General features: G+C 33.6%; 12 protein-coding genes and 2 tRNA genes. 5 read left to right on the forward strand and 9 right to left on the reverse strand.

From position 1 onward, the window contains the following. Nucleotides 1-91: 91 nt before the first annotated feature. Genes FUA24_RS14940 through FUA24_RS14950 form a run of 3 tightly spaced genes read right to left on the reverse strand, consistent with a single transcriptional unit; the run spans nucleotide 92 to nucleotide 1,902 of the window. The gene (locus FUA24_RS14940; RefSeq protein WP_148543719.1) at nucleotides 92-655 is read right to left on the reverse strand and encodes a Crp/Fnr family transcriptional regulator; all 564 of its coding nucleotides are present in this window, start codon (nucleotides 653-655) and stop codon (nucleotides 92-94) included. Between the two features lie 51 nt (nucleotides 656-706). After that, a complete protein-coding gene (locus FUA24_RS14945; protein WP_148543721.1) occupies nucleotides 707-1,363 on the reverse strand; it encodes a class I SAM-dependent methyltransferase in 657 nt (218 codons plus the stop codon). Continuing rightward, the gene (locus FUA24_RS14950; protein WP_148543723.1) at nucleotides 1,363-1,902 is read right to left on the reverse strand and encodes an RNA methyltransferase; all 540 of its coding nucleotides are present in this window, start codon (nucleotides 1,900-1,902) and stop codon (nucleotides 1,363-1,365) included. The genes FUA24_RS14945 and FUA24_RS14950 overlap by 1 nt, the downstream gene beginning before the upstream one ends. 205 nt (nucleotides 1,903-2,107) lie before the next feature. On the opposite strand from FUA24_RS14950, the gene FUA24_RS14955 reads away from it, so the two are divergent. The 5 genes from FUA24_RS14955 (at nucleotide 2,108) to FUA24_RS14975 (ending at nucleotide 9,751) form a co-directional block, all read left to right on the forward strand. Further along, nucleotides 2,108-4,132, forward strand: a complete 2,025-nt coding sequence (locus FUA24_RS14955; RefSeq protein ID WP_187388293.1) for an LruC domain-containing protein — start codon at nucleotides 2,108-2,110, stop codon at nucleotides 4,130-4,132. A 182-nt stretch (nucleotides 4,133-4,314) separates the two neighbouring features. Further along, nucleotides 4,315-6,336: an LruC domain-containing protein gene (locus tag FUA24_RS14960; protein WP_148543728.1), complete on the forward strand. Its 2,022-nt coding sequence runs from the start codon at nucleotides 4,315-4,317 to the stop codon at nucleotides 6,334-6,336. 146 nt (nucleotides 6,337-6,482) lie between these two features. Continuing rightward, nucleotides 6,483-9,095 carry a DNA mismatch repair protein MutS gene (mutS, locus tag FUA24_RS14965; RefSeq protein WP_148543730.1) on the forward strand — a complete coding sequence of 871 codons (2,613 nt, stop codon included), beginning with the start codon at nucleotides 6,483-6,485 and terminating at the stop codon, nucleotides 9,093-9,095. A gap of 472 nt (nucleotides 9,096-9,567) precedes the next feature. Next, nucleotides 9,568-9,639: transfer RNA gene (locus FUA24_RS14970), tRNA-Gly, on the forward strand. 28 nt (nucleotides 9,640-9,667) lie between these two features. Next, nucleotides 9,668-9,751 (forward strand) — tRNA-Leu (locus tag FUA24_RS14975). A 243-nt stretch (nucleotides 9,752-9,994) separates the two neighbouring features. On the opposite strand, the gene FUA24_RS14980 is transcribed toward FUA24_RS14975, so the two are convergent. The 6 genes from FUA24_RS14980 to FUA24_RS15005 all read right to left on the reverse strand — a co-directional run bounded on the left by FUA24_RS14980 (nucleotide 9,995) and on the right by FUA24_RS15005 (nucleotide 20,039). Then, nucleotides 9,995-12,628, reverse strand: coding sequence for a restriction endonuclease (locus FUA24_RS14980; RefSeq protein WP_148543732.1), 2,634 nt, complete (start codon nucleotides 12,626-12,628; stop codon nucleotides 9,995-9,997). Between the two features lie 112 nt (nucleotides 12,629-12,740). Then, nucleotides 12,741-13,838, reverse strand: coding sequence for a patatin-like phospholipase family protein (locus tag FUA24_RS14985; protein ID WP_148543733.1), 1,098 nt, complete (start codon nucleotides 13,836-13,838; stop codon nucleotides 12,741-12,743). An 82-nt stretch (nucleotides 13,839-13,920) separates the two neighbouring features. Then, nucleotides 13,921-17,055: a hypothetical protein gene (locus tag FUA24_RS14990; RefSeq protein ID WP_148543735.1), complete on the reverse strand. Its 3,135-nt coding sequence runs from the start codon at nucleotides 17,053-17,055 to the stop codon at nucleotides 13,921-13,923. Then, nucleotides 17,052-17,588, reverse strand: coding sequence for an ABC-three component system middle component 1 (locus tag FUA24_RS14995; RefSeq protein WP_148543737.1), 537 nt, complete (start codon nucleotides 17,586-17,588; stop codon nucleotides 17,052-17,054). Before FUA24_RS14995 ends, FUA24_RS14990 begins: the two co-directional genes overlap by 4 nt. Further along, complete coding sequence (locus tag FUA24_RS15000; protein ID WP_148543739.1) at nucleotides 17,569-18,969, reverse strand: ABC-three component system protein; 1,401 nt, start codon at nucleotides 18,967-18,969, stop codon at nucleotides 17,569-17,571. The genes FUA24_RS14995 and FUA24_RS15000 overlap by 20 nt, the downstream gene beginning before the upstream one ends. Continuing rightward, nucleotides 18,969-20,039 carry a ComEC/Rec2 family competence protein gene (locus FUA24_RS15005; RefSeq protein ID WP_187388294.1) on the reverse strand — a complete coding sequence of 357 codons (1,071 nt, stop codon included), beginning with the start codon at nucleotides 20,037-20,039 and terminating at the stop codon, nucleotides 18,969-18,971. Before FUA24_RS15005 ends, FUA24_RS15000 begins: the two co-directional genes overlap by 1 nt. Nucleotides 20,040-20,087 lie beyond the last annotated feature (48 nt).

Here is a 20,087-nt window from a genome sequence, read left to right on the forward strand (position 1 = left end):
AATTACACTGCAAAGGTGCCATCATTTTAAAGGGAGTAAAAGGAGGTATATCACTGTTTTAATGTGATGTATGTCACATATGTTTAATTGGCTAGGAGTTCAGTCTGCTCAAAGTTTCTCTTGAGACACCTAAATAAGACGCAATCATTTTTTTTGGAACCCGTTGAAAAAGCTGTGGGTACTGCTGAAGTAATAGATCATAACGTTCTTTAGCCGAGTTTTGAAGAAGAGAAAGTACTCTATTCTGAAGGGCTATTCTACCAAATTTACTTTTTCTGGCCCAAAAACGTTCCATTTTGTGCATCTCAGAAGTTAACTTGTCTCTGTTTTCTAAAGTAATATATAATAGTTCACTATCTTCAATACAATCTATAGAGATTTTAGACTTGGTTTGTTTTACAAAAGACTCATAATCTGTTATCCACCAATTTTCCATTCCGAATTGAAGAATATGTTCCTTACCATCATTATCAATAAATGAACTTTTTAAACAGCCTTTAATAATCCAAAATTCCTTTTTTACAACATCGCCTTCCTGAACTAAATACTGGTGTTTCCGTTTTTTAATCTGTTCAAAATGACCTAGAATAAACGCAAACTCTTCATCGGTAAGTTTAACTAGTTCTTCAATATGCTGGCGTAAAGGATGAGACATTAATGTATAAGTTCTTTATGCTAAGTTAGATGTTTTAAATGTAATTAACGATTAGGTCTCATAAAGAAGTGTAACTATTCTGCCTTTATTGTTTGGTAATTTGTATTCGGTTAAAATGGTTGTCTTCTTGATTTTGAGATTGAAAGGAGGAGCAAGTAAGTCCACCCCACTATTTTGTTTCAGTCTTATGCCTTGTCCAGATAGTATATCTTTATTTGGAGTAAAATCTCCCGTAGGAATATGTTCAGTTAGTACAATGTATTTATATCCTATTAACTTTTTGGAGATATTTAAGATATCGTTGTTAGATAAATGCTGCAATACTTGTCTAATAATAACACAGTCTGCTTTGGGGAGAACGTCTTTAGCTATGTCTAAACACAGAAATTCTAAGTTGTCCGCTTTAAAAATAGTTGTATTTCGAGAAATAAGAGGTGCTACAATATCTATTGCAGTGTAGGTTTTGGTATGCTTTACAATATGTTTTCCAATGTTGAAATCTCCACAACCTAAATCGCAAACGGTAAGCGGTGTTTCATAGGCATTTAAAAAGGAAATGACATGTTTCAAATAAGGTTTTATAATTTCAGGTTTATGAGACCCTTCACCAGAATAAAAGTCAAAATCATTACCACCCCAAAGGTGTTTATCATAAATTTGAGTCATGGCTGCCTTAGTAGGCCATGGTGTCTTAATTTTTTTAGACATTAGTGTTCTAAAGCACTTAGTTTGCTAAATACATCCCAAATTACTACACCTGCACTTACCGAAATATTTAAAGAATGTTTGGTGCCGTATTGTGGAATTTCAATAACAGTATCACTAGCTGATACTATATCCTGTTGTACCCCTTTTACTTCGTTGCCAAATACTAGGGCATAAGTAGTATTAGCTTCTGGATTAAAGTTGTTAAGCATTGTGGCGTTTTCAGCTTGTTCAATGGCGCAAATTTTTACACCATCTGCCTTTAGTTTTTGTATAAGCTCAAAAGCGTCTTTTGTGTATTCCCACGCAACAGTTTCTGTACTGCCAAGTGCTGTTTTATGAATGTCTTTATGCGGAGGTGTTGCAGTGATACCGCAGAGATAAATTTTTTCAATTAAAAAAGCATCGCTAGTTCTAAATACAGAACCGATATTATTTAAACTTCTAATGTTATCTAAAACAATAATTAAAGGTGTTTTTTGAGCACTTTTAAAATCGTCTATACTTAATCTGTCTAACTCGCTGTTTTTTAGTTTTCTCATTGTCAAATATAAGTGCAAAGAAAATCAAAGTTTTAATCTTTTTAATGAGTTTTTTCTAGTTAAAGCATTAAAATATCCGATGAACTACACTTTTTTACCATTCGTCGACACTTGTTAAGGGTTTTGTAGGTAAATGATTTCGACAAGAGGTTCTTTTTTGTTACTTTGTATTAGAAATTTTATTAACAATAAATATTTACACCCCATGAAACCAACAAGAATTTTGCAGCAACTTATTTGCTTCGCTTTACTTGTTTTTATTTTCTCTTGTGATGTCACAAAAGAAATAGAAGACTTTGAAGTTGAAGTAGATGCGTTAGATATCGAACAATTAAATATCCCCGATGGGTTCGATTTTAGCACTCAAAAACAAGTAAATGTTACGATTACAGATAGTAAAGACAACATTAAGTATGATGTTTATGCCTACTCAGATAAAAAACAATTTGTAGGAATAGAAACCTATGAAAATGAGGAAGGCGTAACAGTAACAGATTCAGTTTTTAAATCGGATGTTTTAGAAAATCTAATTTTTTCCGGAGCCACCTACAATGGTAGACTAAATCAAACCATAACTTTACCTACTTATTATGATAAGTTATACATAAGACGAAAAGAAGGTTATAAATACTCTGCATCTATTCAAGATGTTGTGGGTAATGAAGTTAACTTTAATGGAGAATCCCTAACAAGCAAGCGTTCTCTGGCAAAAAAGCCAGCTGGAGTTACAGACTACCTGTATTGTGTTAATGGATCTGCTGAATTGTTTCAAGTAGACCCTTTAAACGGAGATTTGGTTTATTTATCAGACATGCCTATGGGAAGTTACACTTGTGCCATAGATCAAGAAAACAGAGTGCTGTATTCTATAGGTAGAAGTAACCCTTTTCCTTTAATGAAATATTCCATTGATAATAATACATGGGAAATAGTAGGTAATGTAGAAAAAGGAGGTCCAAGATTAGAATATAATGATACGGATGGATTGTTATATTTCTCTTCAGGAAGAACACTTTACACTTATGATCCTGCTAATGGGAACACACTTAATACATGGCAGATAGATGAGGGTCTAAACAATACAGGTGGAGGAGATTTGTCTATAGCTGAAGATGGTACTATGTATTTGGCTTCTTTTGGAGGACTTTATAGAATAGTATTGAATAATAGCAGTAATATTTACGAGGCTACAAGATTAAGTGCAGATAACTTACCTTTTAATCCAACATCAATGACTATAGATTCTAATCAAGAATTATGGTTAGCCAGTAACGGCAGCAGCTCCGATTTAATAGTAATGGATACTGAAACTGGTGGTTGGGAATACCGCTTTGGAATTAATGCTAACAATAATACAGACTTTGGTAGAACCATTAACGATTTAACAACGTTTAGAGTGTTTTCGGAAGTAATAGATCAAACAGATACAGATAACGATGGTATTATAGATAGTGAAGATGAATATCCAGAAGATGCAGAAAAAGCATTTGAAGTATTTACACCAAGTAAATATGGATGGGGTACATTAGCTTTTGAAGATTTATGGCCATCTACAGGAGATTACGACTTCAATGATGTGGCGCTTAAATACAAGTGTATTGCCATTTTAAATTCTCAAAACTTAGCAGTTCAAGTAGATTTTATTTATACAGTTAAAGCTAATGGAGCAGGATTTAATAACGGATTTGGTATTGAATTAGAAAATGTATCACCATCTTTGGTGGAGAGCGTTTCAGGAACTGCCTTACAAGAGGGTTATGTAAATGTAAGTGCTAACGGAACGGAGTCTGGTCAAGACAATGCAGTGGTTATTTTATTTGACAATGCTAGAGCAATGTTAGGAACAGAAACCACAGTGTCTATAGAGTTTACACAACCAATAGATACAGGTACTTTAGGTGTAGCACCATTTAACCCATTTTTAATAATAAATGGTAATAGAGAAAAAGAAGTGCATTTACCGTTTAGAAGTCCGACAACCTTGGGTGATAATATAGCTGAGGAAGTTACGGGTCCTGCTAATAAAGATACCAATGGAGATTATGTAACAAATACCGGTTTACCTTGGGCAATTAACGTTGTTCACGATTTTAAAGTGCCAAAGGAAAAAGTGAGTGTTAAGAATGCCTATAACTTCTTTGCACAGTGGGCTACTTCTGGAGGAGGTGTATATACAGATTGGTATAAAGATAACTCAGGTTACAGAAACGTAGATAAAATTCAGAATTAATTAATAGTTTTTTACTAGTAAATAAAAGCCCACGAGAGTGGGCTTTTTGTATTTAAAATCATTCAAAACAAAATAAGAGCTTACCGTTAATCGAAAAATTAAAAGATTGTTGAGAGAATTTTATATTAAAAAATCCGATGAAATGCAAAAAACAACGTTAATTTGCATAAATACTCTCAAGAATGAAATTAATACGCCCCGAATTGGTAATGGCAAGTATGCTATTGCTACTAGTTTCTTGCGATGTATCTCAAGAACTAGAAAATTACAAAGATCTCAATCCAGATAACCCAGATTCTGGTAATGAAATTGATGCTATTGATATCCCAAACGGATTTAAGTTTAGTACTCAAAAAGAAATTCAAGTTACTATTAACGATTCAGAAGATAATGTGAAGTACGATGTGTTTGCCTATTCCTCTGAAAAACAATTTGCTAGAATTGAAACTTATGAAAATGAAGAAGGTGAAATTTTAACAGACTCCGTCTTTAATTCAGGTGTTTTAGGTAGCCAATTATTTAATGGTGTTACAAAAAATGGTAAGCTTACCCACTCAGTAATTTTACCAAACCATTTTACCCAACTCTATATTCGTAGAAAAAGTAAACTTAAGTACACCTCTAAAGTTGTAGACGTTAATAGTAATCAGGTTAATTATTACGATGCCAGTACCAATAAAGTATTTGGAAAGAATGGAAATACCCAAGACTTTTTATACTGTGTAAATGGCAGTGGAGAATTGTTTCAAATAGATCCTTTAAGTGGTGCATTTACGTACCTTTCAGATATGCCTGTAGGTAGCTATACCTGTGCCATTGATCAAGAACATAAAGTGTTATATTCCATAGGTAGATGTAACCCTCACCCATTAATGAAATATTCCATAGTACATAATACGTGGGAAACCATTACAAATTTTGGGATGAGTGGACCCCGATTAGATTTTAATGCTAATGATGGTTTATTATACTTTTCTAAAGGTAGAAACCTGTATACGGTTAACCCTTCCAACGGAAGTATCCTAAATACTTGGACTATAAATGGCTTGCATACCACTGGAGGAGGAGATATAGTGTTTGCTGAAGACGGTACTTTGTTTTTATGCTCTTTTTCAGGATTGTACAGACTAGAGTTAGATCAAAATAACGTATACCAAAGTACTAGAATAAGTGCTGCTAATTTGCCTTTTAAGCCAACCTCTATGACCTTTGATAGTAATGGTCAACTATGGCTTGCTAATAAAGGCAATAATTCGGATCTCATAACAATGGATACCGAAACAGGAGATTGGCAATATGTTTATGGCGTAAATGCCAATAACAATACAAATTTTGATAGAACCATAAATGACTTAGCAACATTTAAAGTTGAAAATACAGTTGAAAGCGAACCCGATTCAGACGGCGATGGCGTAATTGATAGTAATGACGCTTATCCTAATGACGCAGATTTAGCTTTTGAAGCCTTTACGCCTAGTGAATTTGGTTGGGGCACTTTTGCCTTTGAAGACTTATGGCCGCATACAGGCGATTATGACTTTAATGATGTAGCACTTAAATACAGATTTAAAGCAGTTTTAAATGCGCAAAACCAAATTGTTCAGTTAGATTTTACCTATAGAGTTAAGGCTAATGGCGCAAGTTCAGTAAACGGATTTGGACTAGAAATAGAATCTTTAGTACCAAACCAAATAGAAAGTGTAACTGGTTTAGACTTAAAACATGCTTTTATAAATCTAAATAGTAACGGAACTGAGGCTGGTCAAGAAAATGCCGTATTCGTAATGTTTGACGATGCAAGGTCTATGTTGAATAAAACAACCACAGTATCTATTATATTTGCGCAACCAGTACATCCAAATAGTATAGAGCCTGCACCATTTAACCCTTTTATAATTGTTAACAAAGAAAGAGCTAAAGAAGTGCATTTGCCATTTAAAAATCCAACGACCCTTGGGGAGAATATTATTAACGTTTCTGGTGTTAATAGAGATCAAGATGGTAATTATGTAACCGAAACAGGCTTGCCTTGGGCTATAAATGTGGCCTATGATTTTAAGGTGCCAAATGAACGCGTTAAAATTATTGAAGCTTATAATTTCTTTTCAAATTGGGCTACCTCAGGCGGTGCTAGTTTTGATAATTGGTACGAAGACAACCCAGGTCATATTAACAATGATAAAGTTAAAAACGAAACCTTTTAACCCTAAGTAAATTATATAGAGCCTCTAATATTTTGTTAGAGGCTTTTTTGTTAAAATCTCTTTCCATTTGTAGATAACTTCTATAAAATCGACTTCAAAAAGCATGAAATTAGTAGTACATTGCATGCTACAATTTTTACAAAAGCATGGCGAAGAAAGAAAAGAAAGAAACCCCATTAATGAAGCAATACAATAGCATTAAAGCTAAGTATCCAGATGCTTTATTACTGTTTCGTGTGGGCGATTTTTATGAAACATTTGGAGAAGATGCTGTAAAAACTGCTGGTATTTTGGGTATCATCTTAACCAAAAGAGGTGCTGGGAGCGAAAGTGAAACTGAATTAGCTGGTTTTCCGCACCATTCGTTAAACACCTATTTACCAAAGCTTGTAAAAGCAGGAGAACGTGTAGCCATTTGCGATCAGTTAGAAGATCCTAAGCAGACTAAGAAAATTGTAAAGCGAGGTGTTACAGAACTAGTAACGCCAGGGGTAGCTTTAAACGATGAGGTTTTAGTGTCTAAATCTAATAACTTCTTATGCTCGGTATATTTTGATAAAAAGTACATTGGCGTATCGTTTTTAGATATTTCAACAGGCGAGTTTTTAACCTCTCAAGGTAATGCCGAATATGTAGATAAGCTACTGCAAAATTTTAGTCCAAGTGAAGTACTTGTATCTAAACAAAAGCGCAGTTTATTTAATGAAACTTTTGGTGATGATTTTCATACTTTTTACCTCGAAGATTGGGTATATCAATCAGATTATGCATATGAAACCTTAACCAAGCATTTTGATACTAAGACCTTAAAAGGTTACGGTATTGAAGACCTTTATGAAGGCATTATTGCATCAGGATCTATTCTACATTATTTAGGCGAAACACAGCACCATAAGTTAAAGCACATTACCTCTATTTCTAGAATAGCCGAAGACGATTATGTATGGATGGATAAATTCACCATTAGAAATTTAGAGTTATACCATTCTACCAACAACAATGCAGTAACCTTACTTCAGGTAGTAGATAAAACCATTTCTGCAATGGGCGGGCGTATGCTAAAGCGTTGGTTGGCATTACCCTTAAAGAAGGAGGATCAAATAAAGCAGCGTCATGAGGTCGTAGACTTTTTTACCAAAAATGATGAGGTGCTTCAAAAGGTGCAACATCATATAAAGCATATAGGCGATTTAGAACGCCTCATTTCAAAAATAGCAACAGGAAAGGTGAATCCGCGTGAGGTCATTCAGCTTAAAAACTCATTAGAAGCCATTGTACCAATAAAAGCATTGGCATCAAATTGTGATAACGAATCGCTTAAGATTATAGGTGAAAATCTTCAAGGTTGTGAAATTTTAAGAGAGAAAATAAAAGAAACCCTTAATGAAGAAGCGCCTGTTAATGTACTTAAGGGTAATACCATTGCTGATGGTTTTTCTAAAGAACTAGATGAGCTACGAGGTTTGTCTAAATCGGGAAAAGACTATCTAGATGGCATGCTACAGCGTGAAAGTGAACGTACAGGTATTCCTTCGCTTAAAATAGCTTCCAATAATGTATTTGGCTATTATATAGAAGTACGTAATACCCATAAAGATAAGGTGCCGGAGGAATGGATAAGAAAACAAACCTTAGTAAGTGCCGAACGCTATATTACCGAAGAACTCAAAGAATACGAAGCCAAAATTCTTGGTGCCGAAGATAAAATACAAGCTATAGAACAGGAACTGTTTGCTGAATTAGTGGTGTGGATGGGCTTGTATATAAAATCGGTACAGCAAAATGCACATTTAATAGGGCAACTGGATTGTTTATGCGGGTTTGCACAATTGGCCAAAGAAAACAACTATGTATATCCTACAATTGATGAATCTTTCGATTTAGAAATTAAAAACGGACGCCATCCTGTTATTGAAAAACAATTGCCACTAGGTGAAACCTATATTGCTAACGATGTGTTTTTAGACCGAACATCACAACAAATTATCATGATTACAGGGCCAAATATGTCTGGTAAGTCAGCCATATTACGTCAAACAGCTTTAATCGTATTGTTAGCCCAAATAGGGAGTTTTGTGCCAGCGGATGCCGCTAGAATTGGTGTTGTAGATAAAATATTTACACGTGTTGGTGCAAGTGATAATATTTCGATGGGTGAATCTACATTTATGGTAGAAATGAATGAAACCGCTTCTATTCTTAATAACATGTCTGAAAGAAGTTTGGTTTTACTAGACGAAATTGGGCGTGGTACGAGCACCTATGACGGTATTTCTATTGCATGGGCTATTAGCGAATATTTACATGAACATCCTGCAAAAGCAAAAACACTTTTTGCCACACATTACCATGAGTTAAACGAAATGACTGATACCTTTGAACGTATTAAGAACTACAATGTATCTGTAAAAGAATTAAAAGATAATGTGCTGTTTTTAAGAAAACTGGTTCAAGGCGGTAGTGCTCATAGTTTTGGTATTCATGTGGCTAAAATGGCGGGTATGCCTCAACAAGTATTACACAGAGCTAATAAGATTCTAAAAAAATTAGAACAATCACATTCTAGTGAAGAGCTAACAGATACGGTAAAATCTATTGAAAATGATATGCAGTTAAGTTTTTTCAATTTAGACGATCCGTTGTTAGAAAATATAAAAGACGAAATTCTACATACTGATATTGATACGCTTACACCAGTAGAAGCACTCATGAAATTAAATGAGATAAAACGCATGCTGGTAAAGAAAAAACAGGCCTAAACTTTTTTATTGAAAAAGGAGCTGCTCTAAAAAATAATGATTTGTCGTCATTACGAGGAGAGCAGCGACGAAGTAATCTAGTGGCTTCTGTAAATAACCTAGTCCAACCTGTACTTGATATATATTTAAAAAACAGGACTTTGTCATATCGACAGAGCGAAGGATGAGCGACGAGAGATCTCATTTTGAAGCGATACCTCTTTGGTATATGTTTAGATTGATGACTTTTTAAGAAAGTAGTATAGGTCATACTAAAAACAGTACTTCGGATAAAAGAATACCGTAGTTTTTAAAGTGAAAATTGAAAATGTACAAATTGCGAATCAATTGATTTGGCTGAGTAACAATTAGTTTCAATAAATTTTTATTTATTTTTTAAAAAAGGCTTTGCAATTAATAGAAATAGTTTAAATTTGCATCCGCAATCGAGAGGTTGTGAGCCTGCTTGCCGCAGGTAAGTTCATTAAAAACTGCGAAAGTAGCTCAGGGGTAGAGCATCACCTTGCCAAGGTGAGGGTCGCGGGTTCAAATCCCGTCTTTCGCTCTGAGACTTACTCAAAATATACCAAGATGCTGAAGTGGTGGAATTGGTAGACACGTTGGACTTAAAATCCAATGGACATTAGTCCGTGCGGGTTCAAGTCCCGCCTTCAGTACAGATAAAAAGCCGAAACAAATGTTTCGGCTTTTTTGTTTTTTGGAACGAACCAAACGTGTTTGAGTGAGTGGAAGAAAACAAAAAAGTAGCCCCCGATAGGGAGGCTTTTTTCAAGATGACGTATCGGGACTCGCCGCAGGCAATTCCCGTCTTCAGTACAAAGGCCTTACTCTTATGAGTGAGGCTTTTTTGTTTGTTGATGGAAAAATAATATAGATAGCTCCCTCTTAATTTTTTTAAATTAGCTGTCTAAGGAATAGAAGTTTGTGTTAAAGAATTTTACCAAATCATCAGATAAATAATTCTTGTATGTGTTAATTTTAGGTAAAACCTCTTTGAATTTTTTATAAAGTTCAGAAGACTTTTTGAGATTCATGACAAAAACAGAATTGTAATTGTCTAAAATGTACTCTAAATCTTTTTCAATATCTCTTATTGCTGCCGCATATTCGTACATTTGCTTTTTTGCTAAGTGATTTTTAACATTATAAATTTCGTCATTGAAGTTTTGAATACTATTCCTTCTTTTCCATAGTTCAATTATTTTTGGTGGTAATTTGTCGAAGTCTAATAAATCTATAATCTCGTTGGTCAAATTATTTGAAAAAGAATTTGCGAAAGGGGAATTTTCCATTTCTTCAAACTCACATGCAACAAAATACTCCATGAAAGATTTGTGCATAAAAAAGTAAAAACCGTCATCTGTTCTTGAAAGAAATGAACAAGTTCGAATATCATGACTAAAATAATCTAAATTAATTGTTCGGTCTAAATCGAAGTGCTTTTGAAGGCTTTTGTCTAATTCCGTATAATGAATAGATAGTGATCCCTCAATAAACATTTGCATAGCAAGATATCTTAGGAAAATTGATTTTTGATTTGGTTGTACTAATAATCTAAAAGAGCCCTTGTCTTCTTCTCTTTTCACCCATTTATCTGTATAAAGTTCATAAACGTTGCGAACGGATACTTCCTTGTTTTCCAATTTCTTTAGTTCATCACCTGTTTTACTTATCATTGAGGCAAGAACAGGTCTTCGAGCTAAATCCATTAGGCTAGGATTATTCAATAAAATATCAATCACTCCTTCAGAGTCTTTTGGAGAGGACTTTTTTATTAAGGTTTCAACTTGTTCCTCGTCAAGTAGTTGTAAACATTTAATTTCATAGTTTATGTTGCTTTTTTCAAAGGAATCCTTTTTTTTAAGATTTAGTAGGTTTACATTTTCCTTAAACTCTTCATAATCATTAAAATAGGATGGTCTTCCTGTGAGTATTATTTTTGAATTTTCAGTTACCAACTCGGCAATTTCTTTGAAACACCTTCTTCTGTCGGCTTTTGTTACACGGTTTAGCATTTCATCAAAAGCATCCAATAATAAGATGAATCGCCCCTCTTCATTTAGTTTTTTAAAAGCCCTTATGGACATGTTACTTACTTCAACTTTATTTCTTAAGAAGGATTTTATAAGGTTTTTAATATCTGGAATCTTATTATAATCTTTTAAAGTAATATATAGTGGAATTCTATAATTGGAATCATATTGATTTAATAGCTTTTCCTCTGATAGTTTTCTCATTAACTTTCTAATTATCGTAGTTTTTCCAGCCCCATAGTCCCCAATGAGAACAAGAACATCTGTGGTTTTATTTACAATGTAACTTTGTAGGGAGTTGAGAGCAGGCTCTTCTATCAACAATTTAAGAATAATTCTATCACTTTCAGTTTGGTCATTTAAGTGGGCAATAATATTTTGAAGTTCATATTTATCATTCCAGTTCTTTATATCATTTAGCTTAGAAAACATTAACCCTGGTTCAATCTGTAACGCTTCAACTATATGAGGGCCAAAAGAGTTAATTAAAGGAGGAATTGTTTGTTTTTTTACTTTAATCGACTTTATTTCAGTTTTGTATTCCTTTATGATTTCTTTATATATGGTTGTCCTAATTTTTGATTTTCTAAACAACTTTATTCCAGAGTCACCTCCATATTCACTCCAAATATCCATTAATGTTTTAACTGTTAATTCTGGACTCCTTCGTATCATCTTTATTTTATCCTTTGGGATTTTTTCAAAAAGATTATAAAGTATTTCATCCTTATGTTGATCGGCAATTTTTTTAACAACAACTTTTAAAATTTTTATTAGTTGTTTTTCATGACTTTTCTTTTCTTTAGTGTTGTTTTCGTAATATTCTTGAAGCTGATTAAAGAATTCGATAGGCTTTACAGTTGGGGAGTGCGAATTATTATTGAAGGACAAGAAAGGCATTTTGTCAATATGGCCTTCAATTTGGTTGTTGGGTATAACTAGAAAATTAGTTTTAGAACCTATTGGCTCTAAAAGATCACCTGGAATACTGTCCATAATGGTTCTGTCAAGCCCAGTGGTATTAAGAAGTTTTAAATCAATGAATTTTTCCCCTTCTCCTAAGTCATCATATTCTTTGATGTAATCCTCTAAATATTGTTTTATGTCCAACAATCCTTGTATGAATTCATCATACGTTAATAAAAATATGTAGTTTTTTATTCTATCATTTAACGCCGCTTTTGCATCTGCCGTAAATTCTGTATTAGTAATTAAATAACCTAAGTCTATTTTTCCTTCATTTCTATAATTACTTGCTTTATTAATAAAGTTCTGAACATCAACAATTCCAACTTTAGAAGTGGAGGATGAACTAAATTTGCATTCCACTATTATATTTGACTTAGTACGATTAGTTGATTTGGCCACCACATCACACTGTCCACCATCAAGTTTTGCGTTATGGACTACGTCATCATACCCAAACAGTTCGAATAATCCAGCGATCTCCTTTTCAAATCTCAACCAATCTGGGTTTTTTTTTTCGGAATTGTTATTCATTTTCGTTGATTTTATTATGCAAGTTAATACGAGCTTTGAGTTAAATAAATTTAAGTCATATCCATATCCAAATTATACAACTGGCGGATTAGTTTGTCTGAATTATTATCTTTCATAATCTGAGGGGATATAACCTTATGAATCTTTTATTATTACTAGAATTATAAGTAAATCCATTAAAAAGATGAGTATACGCTGTGAACGAGGTTGCTTTTTGTGGTTCAAAAAGAATAGATTGTGTCATGTTAGATAATATTGAACTATAAAAACTTGTCCCTTTGAATATTCTGAAAAACAAGCCAAGTTTTTTCGTAGTCTTTTTAAAGTCTATTTTTTTACTATTCTTAGTTCTTACTACCTTTTTTCCTAATAAAGAAGTATGGTATTGATTTCTAAAATTATCCGAATCTTCTTCAAATATAAGTTTTCCTCCTGTTCCCAAAGAGAGTATGGGAATATTTTCTCTACTTACATTATTGATATAAGCTTCAGTAAGACCAGCCATAATAGGGGTGTTAAACCCTGCTAACGCAACATCCCATAGATAAAATCTTCGCCTTGACCCTTCTGGGCTAAAAATAGCTGGAAAATCGAAATAATTTACTGGTGCATTCGAAGAGCCATGTATAGCTTCAACTAGACTAACTTCATCAAAATGATCTACCCCTGCAACTACTTCAGCTCTTGCCTTACTATGCTTATTTGATCGAAATAATTTTGCTCTTTTGTTAATAATATTAAATGTTGTCACAACAATCTCAAGTGATTCTTTTCCAATTATTTTTGGAAGCTTAGGAAGTGTAACATCATTTAGTTTTTTCTTATTATCTATTCTTAAAATATCTTCTAAAGCATTCTTCTTAGCTGTTGTGGAATATCGAGTACCAACTGATTTAACGCCAAATAATCGCATTACGTTAGCTGGAAAATACCTCTGTCTGAAATTTAATTTTTTAAAAATCCTCTCCCTTATTGCTTTATCATCAAACAACTTTATAATTTCATCAAAAGTCCAGTTACATGCTAATGCGGCTAAAACCATACTGCCTCCAGAATTTGCGATAACTAAATCAAAATGACTTAATACTTCATGTCCCTTAATTTCTTTATTAGGATATTTTTTTTGAAATATATCCTTTAAAGTTAGTACTTGAAGAATTGCCCAACCTCCTCCACCATCTAACGATAATATTTTATATTTTTCTTTCATAATAATCTTTTATGTCATTAATGTCTCATCATTACCTCCCATTTTATTTTTCATTGAGTCCAAAAACCCCTTTGCCAAATCACTAATAATTAGTTTTTTTCTTTAATTTACCAAAGGTTTCTAGTTCTAGAAACTTTGATTTGAATAACTCTGTGGGTATTTTCATTTTTAGAAGATTGTGAAAATTCTCATCATGTGTTGATAGGATAATTTGCTTCTTATTATTGACCACGATGCTTCTAAGCAAATCTATAGTAGAAAGCACATTGATACTATCCATAGACTGGATTGGGTCATCTATAAAAATGCAATCATACGTTTTTGAATTGAGTGCTGAAGCAAGAAAGATGCTCAGACTCAAAATATTTATTTGTGCAGTGCTGAAATACAAATTTGGGATAAGGCTATCCTTATCATCATCATCTCTTCCGCCTTTTACATATACATCAAGGCTTGGGTTTTCACTAGTAAAAGTCGCGATAAACTTTACATTCTTAAAACGGGGATGAGGGTCTATTTTTCCGTAAATCTCGTTGATTAAATCCTCGTAAAAGAAATCTTTAATACTTTGGTCAAGATAGTTTTTGGTCTTTTCAATTTCTGTTTTAAGAGAATAACTTACTTTTTCCTTCAAAAATTTCAGTTCTTTTTCTGTATTAGCCAAATCTATTTTGGCTTGTTCAGATTGCAAGTAGGGAAAAATATTCTCAGAGTAGCCTTTGAGTTTGTTGACCTCAATTTTGTAAATTTCATGTTGTTTTAATTTTTCTTTAGTTTCGGATTCTTTTGTTCTTAGAGAACCGTTTAGCGTTTCACTAGTAAGGTCATTGGCAATGATTTGAAGGTTATCCTCAAGATGGGATTGATATGCCGCGATACTAGATTCCAAATCTTGTATCTTTTTCTCAATTTCCTCTAAGTCCTTTTTTAGTTGTTCTTCATTGAATTTTTTTAGTTGTCCTTTAAGTGTTTTTAAATCACGGTTGAGATTTTTTAGGGCTTTATCTAAAGCATTTGATTCATCTTTTTTGTTTTGGATTTTTGCATTAACAAAGTCAGCTGCCTTTTCTTCGCCTTGGTCATTGACATCTAGCCATTGGACAACACTATCATAATCTTTATTGTTTACCAAATCGCGAATTTCATTATTCAAAAGTTTAATTTTTTCTGAGAGTTCATTTTTATCGGACTCTAACTTTTGATGAGCCTCTTTCATATTCTCAAATTCCTCTTTGACAGATTTTTTGGACGCTTTAACAGCCTCTAAATCTGCTCTAAGTTTCTTTTCATAAGCATCGATAGAATCCTCTTGAAAAGTTGACTTTAAATCGAGAAGTCTCTCGTTTTCTGCATTAAACTGTTTGGTTAATTGAATGAGTACATCCTGCTCGCTTTCTTTCAGATCTTCAGCAAGTTTTAGTTGGTTTTGTAAACCATCCAACTTATTGACATAAAATTGCTTAACTTCCTCAGACAACTTGTTTGCGGCAGTTGCATTATCATCAATATCCGATTGCTTTTTTGAACGTTCTTCCAACAGCGATTTGATAGATTTTGAAAGTGCATCATTATTAAGTATTCTATCTGCTAAAGTTTTGTGATCATTGTATGTCTTTTCACAGAGCGGACAGGTATCGGTTTTCTGGTCGTTTACGATGGCCAGACCAGACGTGATGAATTCGCTAAGAGTTTTGTTGAGTGATTCCTGTGAGCTGATACGCTCCTGTAAGGACTGCAACTCTTTATTTAATTGCAACTTTTGTATTTCAAGCGTTTCAAGTTGCTTAAGGTTTTTTATTTGCTCTTGATTTTTATCAAGACTGGTTTCTGCATATTGACCTAAATCAAATTCCCGCATAACCTTTACGAGTTCATCGACTTCATCTTTAAGTTTAGAATGGTTGGTTTGTGCCTTGGATGTTCTTCTGCGTTGGGATTCGAGCTTTTCCTGTAGAGACTTTATAGACTTTGATAACGCCTCAAGATTCTTTTTAAGTTCGGGAATCTTTATCAATCGTTCATTGATTTCCAATCGTTTCCTTTCGGACTTCTTATTGGCACCTTCCACTTCTATGAGCTTGCGGCTGCTCTCTTCAATATCAGACTGAAGTTTTTCTAATTTTTGTTGATACTGCTTTTTGATTTCGTTTTTTGATGTGATTTTTGAAAGCGTATCGTTATAGGCAAAAATCAATTTTCCAATCGTTTCCAGCTTTTTCAGTTGTACTGAAATTTCAGACTTTGACTTTTCCTTTTGGGCTATTTCATTTGTAGTAGCTTCAAGTTTTTTGAAATTGAGAAGATTTTCTTTTATTGCTTTAAGCTGCTCAATAGCTTTTATCAAGTTCTCTAAGGCTTCAAAATATTGCTTTATCGAGAGAAAATCAGTACTGCCATTCAGTGCTAACTGTATATGAGATATCAACCTCTCTAATCTTATAGCTTCAGAATTACCTGCAATGGCATCTGTCAAAGCATCCTGAAAATCTTTTATTTCCTTTTGAGTTGTCGCAATTTCAATTTCATTCAGGGCTTTATTAATTTTAAATTTATTGACGACAGATATTTGGTCATTTACGGTCGACAACAAATCATTATTTGAAGTTTTTGTAATCTTGTCTTGAAAATCTTGAATATTACTTTCAAGAGCGGCTATCTTTTTATCATTTGCCGCCGAAAGCGCAATTACATTTTGGTAATAGACATCTATTTCGCCAAGTCCAGAATTACTTTCCATAAACTTTTTGTAACGAATCTGTCCGTCGGCCTCTTTTAAAAACCTTGATATCCATTCCTGTGAAAGAATAACTCTTGCAAAGTCCTTATTATTGTCATTACTCTTTGAATTGGCGTCGTTCGCACGTTGCTTGGCTACTTCAAGATGATTTTCTTTATAAATCTTATTTTCAGAATCAAGGATTTTCACCCAAGTTTCATTCTTGGAATTTCGGTTTTTAAAAAGAGATACTTGTCCAGATGTAAGACGTCGCATAGTCTTGAGCGATTTCTCTGTATTCTTTGTTACCCAAAATCGCCCTACATAATCTGTCACAGCCCACTCAACAGCGTCATAGAAGGATGTCTTACCAAAACCATTAGGGGCAAAGAGTGATACAAAGTCTGCTGTCTCTCCATTTTCAGTAATAAAACTGAAGTTTGCATCTTCGGGATGGTCATAAATTCTAAAACCTGATATTTCTACTGAATTGAATTTCATTCTTCTTCATCTCTAAATTTATTTATTAACTCAACGTAAGCCAGATTTAGCTGTTCCGGCAAAATGTTCTTTTTCTTTATGGTTTTGTCCTTAAGTACATCATAAATAATAGGGTGGTGAAAGAAGTCAACAGACTCTGTTCTAAAGGTATCTTTTTCTAAGCTCAGTTCATTATTGATGTGCTTTTTAATTAGGGCTTCTAGAGATAATGAGTCATTTTCTACAATTTTACGACTGGAAAAGGTGTTGTTTTCTATAGCATATTTTAGATTCATATCTTCTATTGGTTCCGTCATCAGAAAGAATAAATAAATATTCCATTTTTCAAAACTTGTTTCTAGATAGTTTTGATAATTTAAAGCAATACTGTTTGTGACCAGCTTCCAGTTATCTGACAGGAATTTCGTATCAGGGATCTTAAGGAAAATACAATGAGCCTTGCCTTTTTCCATTTCAACAATAATGTTTTCAATTGTAATCTCAGGAAAATCGCTTTTGAATATTTCAACTATGTCACGGTAAGAGTTTTTCATATAATTCTTTTAACAAAGGATAGCAATCGGTTGGTTTCATGTCCACAAAACCCTTATCAAGTTCCTGAGCGGCATATTCTTTGAATGTTGTTAAACTTGCATATTTAAAGCAGTCAAATGGAAAATCCCTCGCTTCGGCTATATCAATTGTACCCGAAGCAATAGCTTGATTTTGCACTTTTGTAAAGGCTCTCCGAGCAGTAGATATATCTGAGATGATTTCACTCAAATCCAGCACACCTTCAGTGCCCGGCCTTTGGTAGATTTGATTAGATGCAAATATGACAAGACCCTCGTCTTCCAAATCCTTATAATCCAACTTCCATAAATCTTGTAAATGAGTGGTGAGAAAATCCTTGTCAGTGTTTGAATAAAAAAAACGGATTCTATTCAATATATCCTCTAAATCTTCAACATTATGAACTTTATCTTTTACAATATTTAGAATCACTAGCAATTCTAACCAAAATGTCCAAACCTTTTTCCGTTTTAACTCTACATTGTCTTGGTCTTTTATCAATAGGCGTTGTTCGCCTAAAAATGACCTGAATGCCAAAGGAGTTAAATCACTTTGCTGTATAAATTGTGCCTTCGCCGTTAATAGTTCTGAAAGTGCAGCTTCTTCCCTGCTTATTCCCGCAGATGCAAATTGAAATGTATCGCCAATGAGGGAAACAAAAGATTTGAGAAATACAGGCAGTAATTCTACAAGTTTTCCTTCATCTTTATAAACTTCAATGATTTCTTCAAAGTATTTGACAGGAACAAATCCTATTTCGCCTAATGCAATATCTACATTTGTAGCCATTCTACTTTGTATGCCTGTTACGAAGACATTAGATTTATCATCAAATGCCATGATACCGCCACCTGAACAACCTTCAATCTCATCAATTGATATAATATTATTGCTTAATTCTGCAACATCAAAGAAATCACCGGATTGTTTGATTCTTGCCACAACAAACGTTGCAACTCTATTGCCAATTGTATCTTGGTTACTAAGTCTACTGGGAAATCCACATAAATAGTATTCGTTTTTTATACGTTTATTTCTAATATGGATATTATCAAAACCTTCGAGATAATCGATTTTAAGAATTGCAGCATCTGCTGTAGGATGTGGGAAGAAATTTTCTTCAAACATGATAGTTAGGTTTTGAGTATTAGCATTCCAACTATTGCCATCAAATTCCAATAAAGTTATTGGAACTTCGGTGCCATCATTAATATATTCCAGTTCATCAGTTTCCTCATTTCTACTTTGAAAAAGGTGTTTGGCAGTCAAAATGTAAGTGCTTTTATCGTCCATAGGCTGAAACACACATCCACTACCAGAACCTACTTTTGCCGTATGCTTTTTTAAAGTATTTGCGCTCATTATTTAATATGGAACTCTGAGATTAGTTTGACTTGCAATTCTGGGAAATCCGTTTTGTCCTGTTCTGTTAAGAGATTATCTACGACCACCTCGTAATTAGAGTAAATAGTAGCCTTCGGATTCTTTGCAGTAATCCTTGCAATAACACTTTTATGTGGATGTCCGTGTCCTGAACTATTGGTACTAATAATGTAATTTTGAGTATCCACCAAGTCGAATAGCTCCTTGTTGTTATTGGCCTTACTACCATGATGGGACACTTGCATAAACTCAACCTTTACTGGGTTTTCTTTTTTATAACCTAGGTCTTTTAAGGCTTCACATACTTCCTTTGGATGTGAATCTGCAAGTAACAGAAACTTTTTACCCTCATGAGTAATTAACATAGTAATACTACTTCCATTTTTCTCACTCCTATCCTGCCTAAATCGGAAGGATGGCTTTTCTTCCTCAGAAATTATATCGCTAAGATTTTTAGACCAGTCGTTTCTTGCTCCTGTATACTTTACATCACCTGTTTTTTCTTGATAATGTTCAAGCAAATCTTCTAACTGTTTGTGTGAAGGTGTAAGAACATTAACTTTTAAATTGAAAAAATCACGTTCAAGTCCTTTCTTAATGATGTCGTCCCTATCAAGATTATGCTTTTTTAGATATTCTTGAAATTCTATCCCCTCATCTACACCAGTAAAAACATTAGACCCATCTGCAATGAATAGGTCTAAATCATCATTTTTTGGTTTATTTAAATACTTAGCAATTGCTTCACCAGAATTGAACCATACTTCATTAATAAACTTAGGCGCTTTTTTATCCTGCTCGAACCATTTGAGAAGTCCTTCAATATGGTCGTTGTCGATGTGGGATAAAATAAGTAAATCTACTTTTTCTTCACGATGCTTAATATCATCAATGATGCTTTTTAGTGGGCCTTTTCTTCTAACCCTATCGAAATAGGTTGCATCTCGACCGCCATCAATAAGTATGTTTTTCGCTTTATTTTGTGAGTCCTTAAAAGAAATAAGGATGCAATCTCCATTGACTGCTTTTAGAAATTTTATTGAAATCATAGGTCTCCCTTTATTGCATAACCACATGGCTAATAAGGTTTGATATCT

It is taken from the genome of Seonamhaeicola marinus, from assembly GCF_008085455.1.

Bases quoted from the DNA above. Each gene is read 5' to 3' on its own strand.
- FUA24_RS14940 (WP_148543719.1), bottom strand. From the start codon at position 655: ATGTCTCATCCTTTACGCCAGCATATTGAAGAACTAGTTAAACTTACC.
- FUA24_RS14945 (WP_148543721.1), bottom strand. From the start codon at position 1,363: ATGTCTAAAAAAATTAAGACACCATGGCCTACTAAGGCAGCCATGACT.
- FUA24_RS14950 (WP_148543723.1), bottom strand. From the start codon at position 1,902: ATGAGAAAACTAAAAAACAGCGAGTTAGACAGATTAAGTATAGACGAT.
- FUA24_RS14955 (WP_187388293.1), top strand. From the start codon at position 2,108: ATGAAACCAACAAGAATTTTGCAGCAACTTATTTGCTTCGCTTTACTT.
- FUA24_RS14960 (WP_148543728.1), top strand. From the start codon at position 4,315: ATGAAATTAATACGCCCCGAATTGGTAATGGCAAGTATGCTATTGCTA.
- mutS (WP_148543730.1), top strand. From the start codon at position 6,483: ATGGCGAAGAAAGAAAAGAAAGAAACCCCATTAATGAAGCAATACAAT.
- FUA24_RS14980 (WP_148543732.1), bottom strand. From the start codon at position 12,628: ATGAATAACAATTCCGAAAAAAAAAACCCAGATTGGTTGAGATTTGAA.
- FUA24_RS14985 (WP_148543733.1), bottom strand. From the start codon at position 13,838: ATGAAAGAAAAATATAAAATATTATCGTTAGATGGTGGAGGAGGTTGG.
- FUA24_RS14990 (WP_148543735.1), bottom strand. From the start codon at position 17,055: ATGAAATTCAATTCAGTAGAAATATCAGGTTTTAGAATTTATGACCAT.
- FUA24_RS14995 (WP_148543737.1), bottom strand. From the start codon at position 17,588: ATGAAAAACTCTTACCGTGACATAGTTGAAATATTCAAAAGCGATTTT.
- FUA24_RS15000 (WP_148543739.1), bottom strand. From the start codon at position 18,969: ATGAGCGCAAATACTTTAAAAAAGCATACGGCAAAAGTAGGTTCTGGT.
- FUA24_RS15005 (WP_187388294.1), bottom strand. From the start codon at position 20,039: ATGATTTCAATAAAATTTCTAAAAGCAGTCAATGGAGATTGCATCCTT.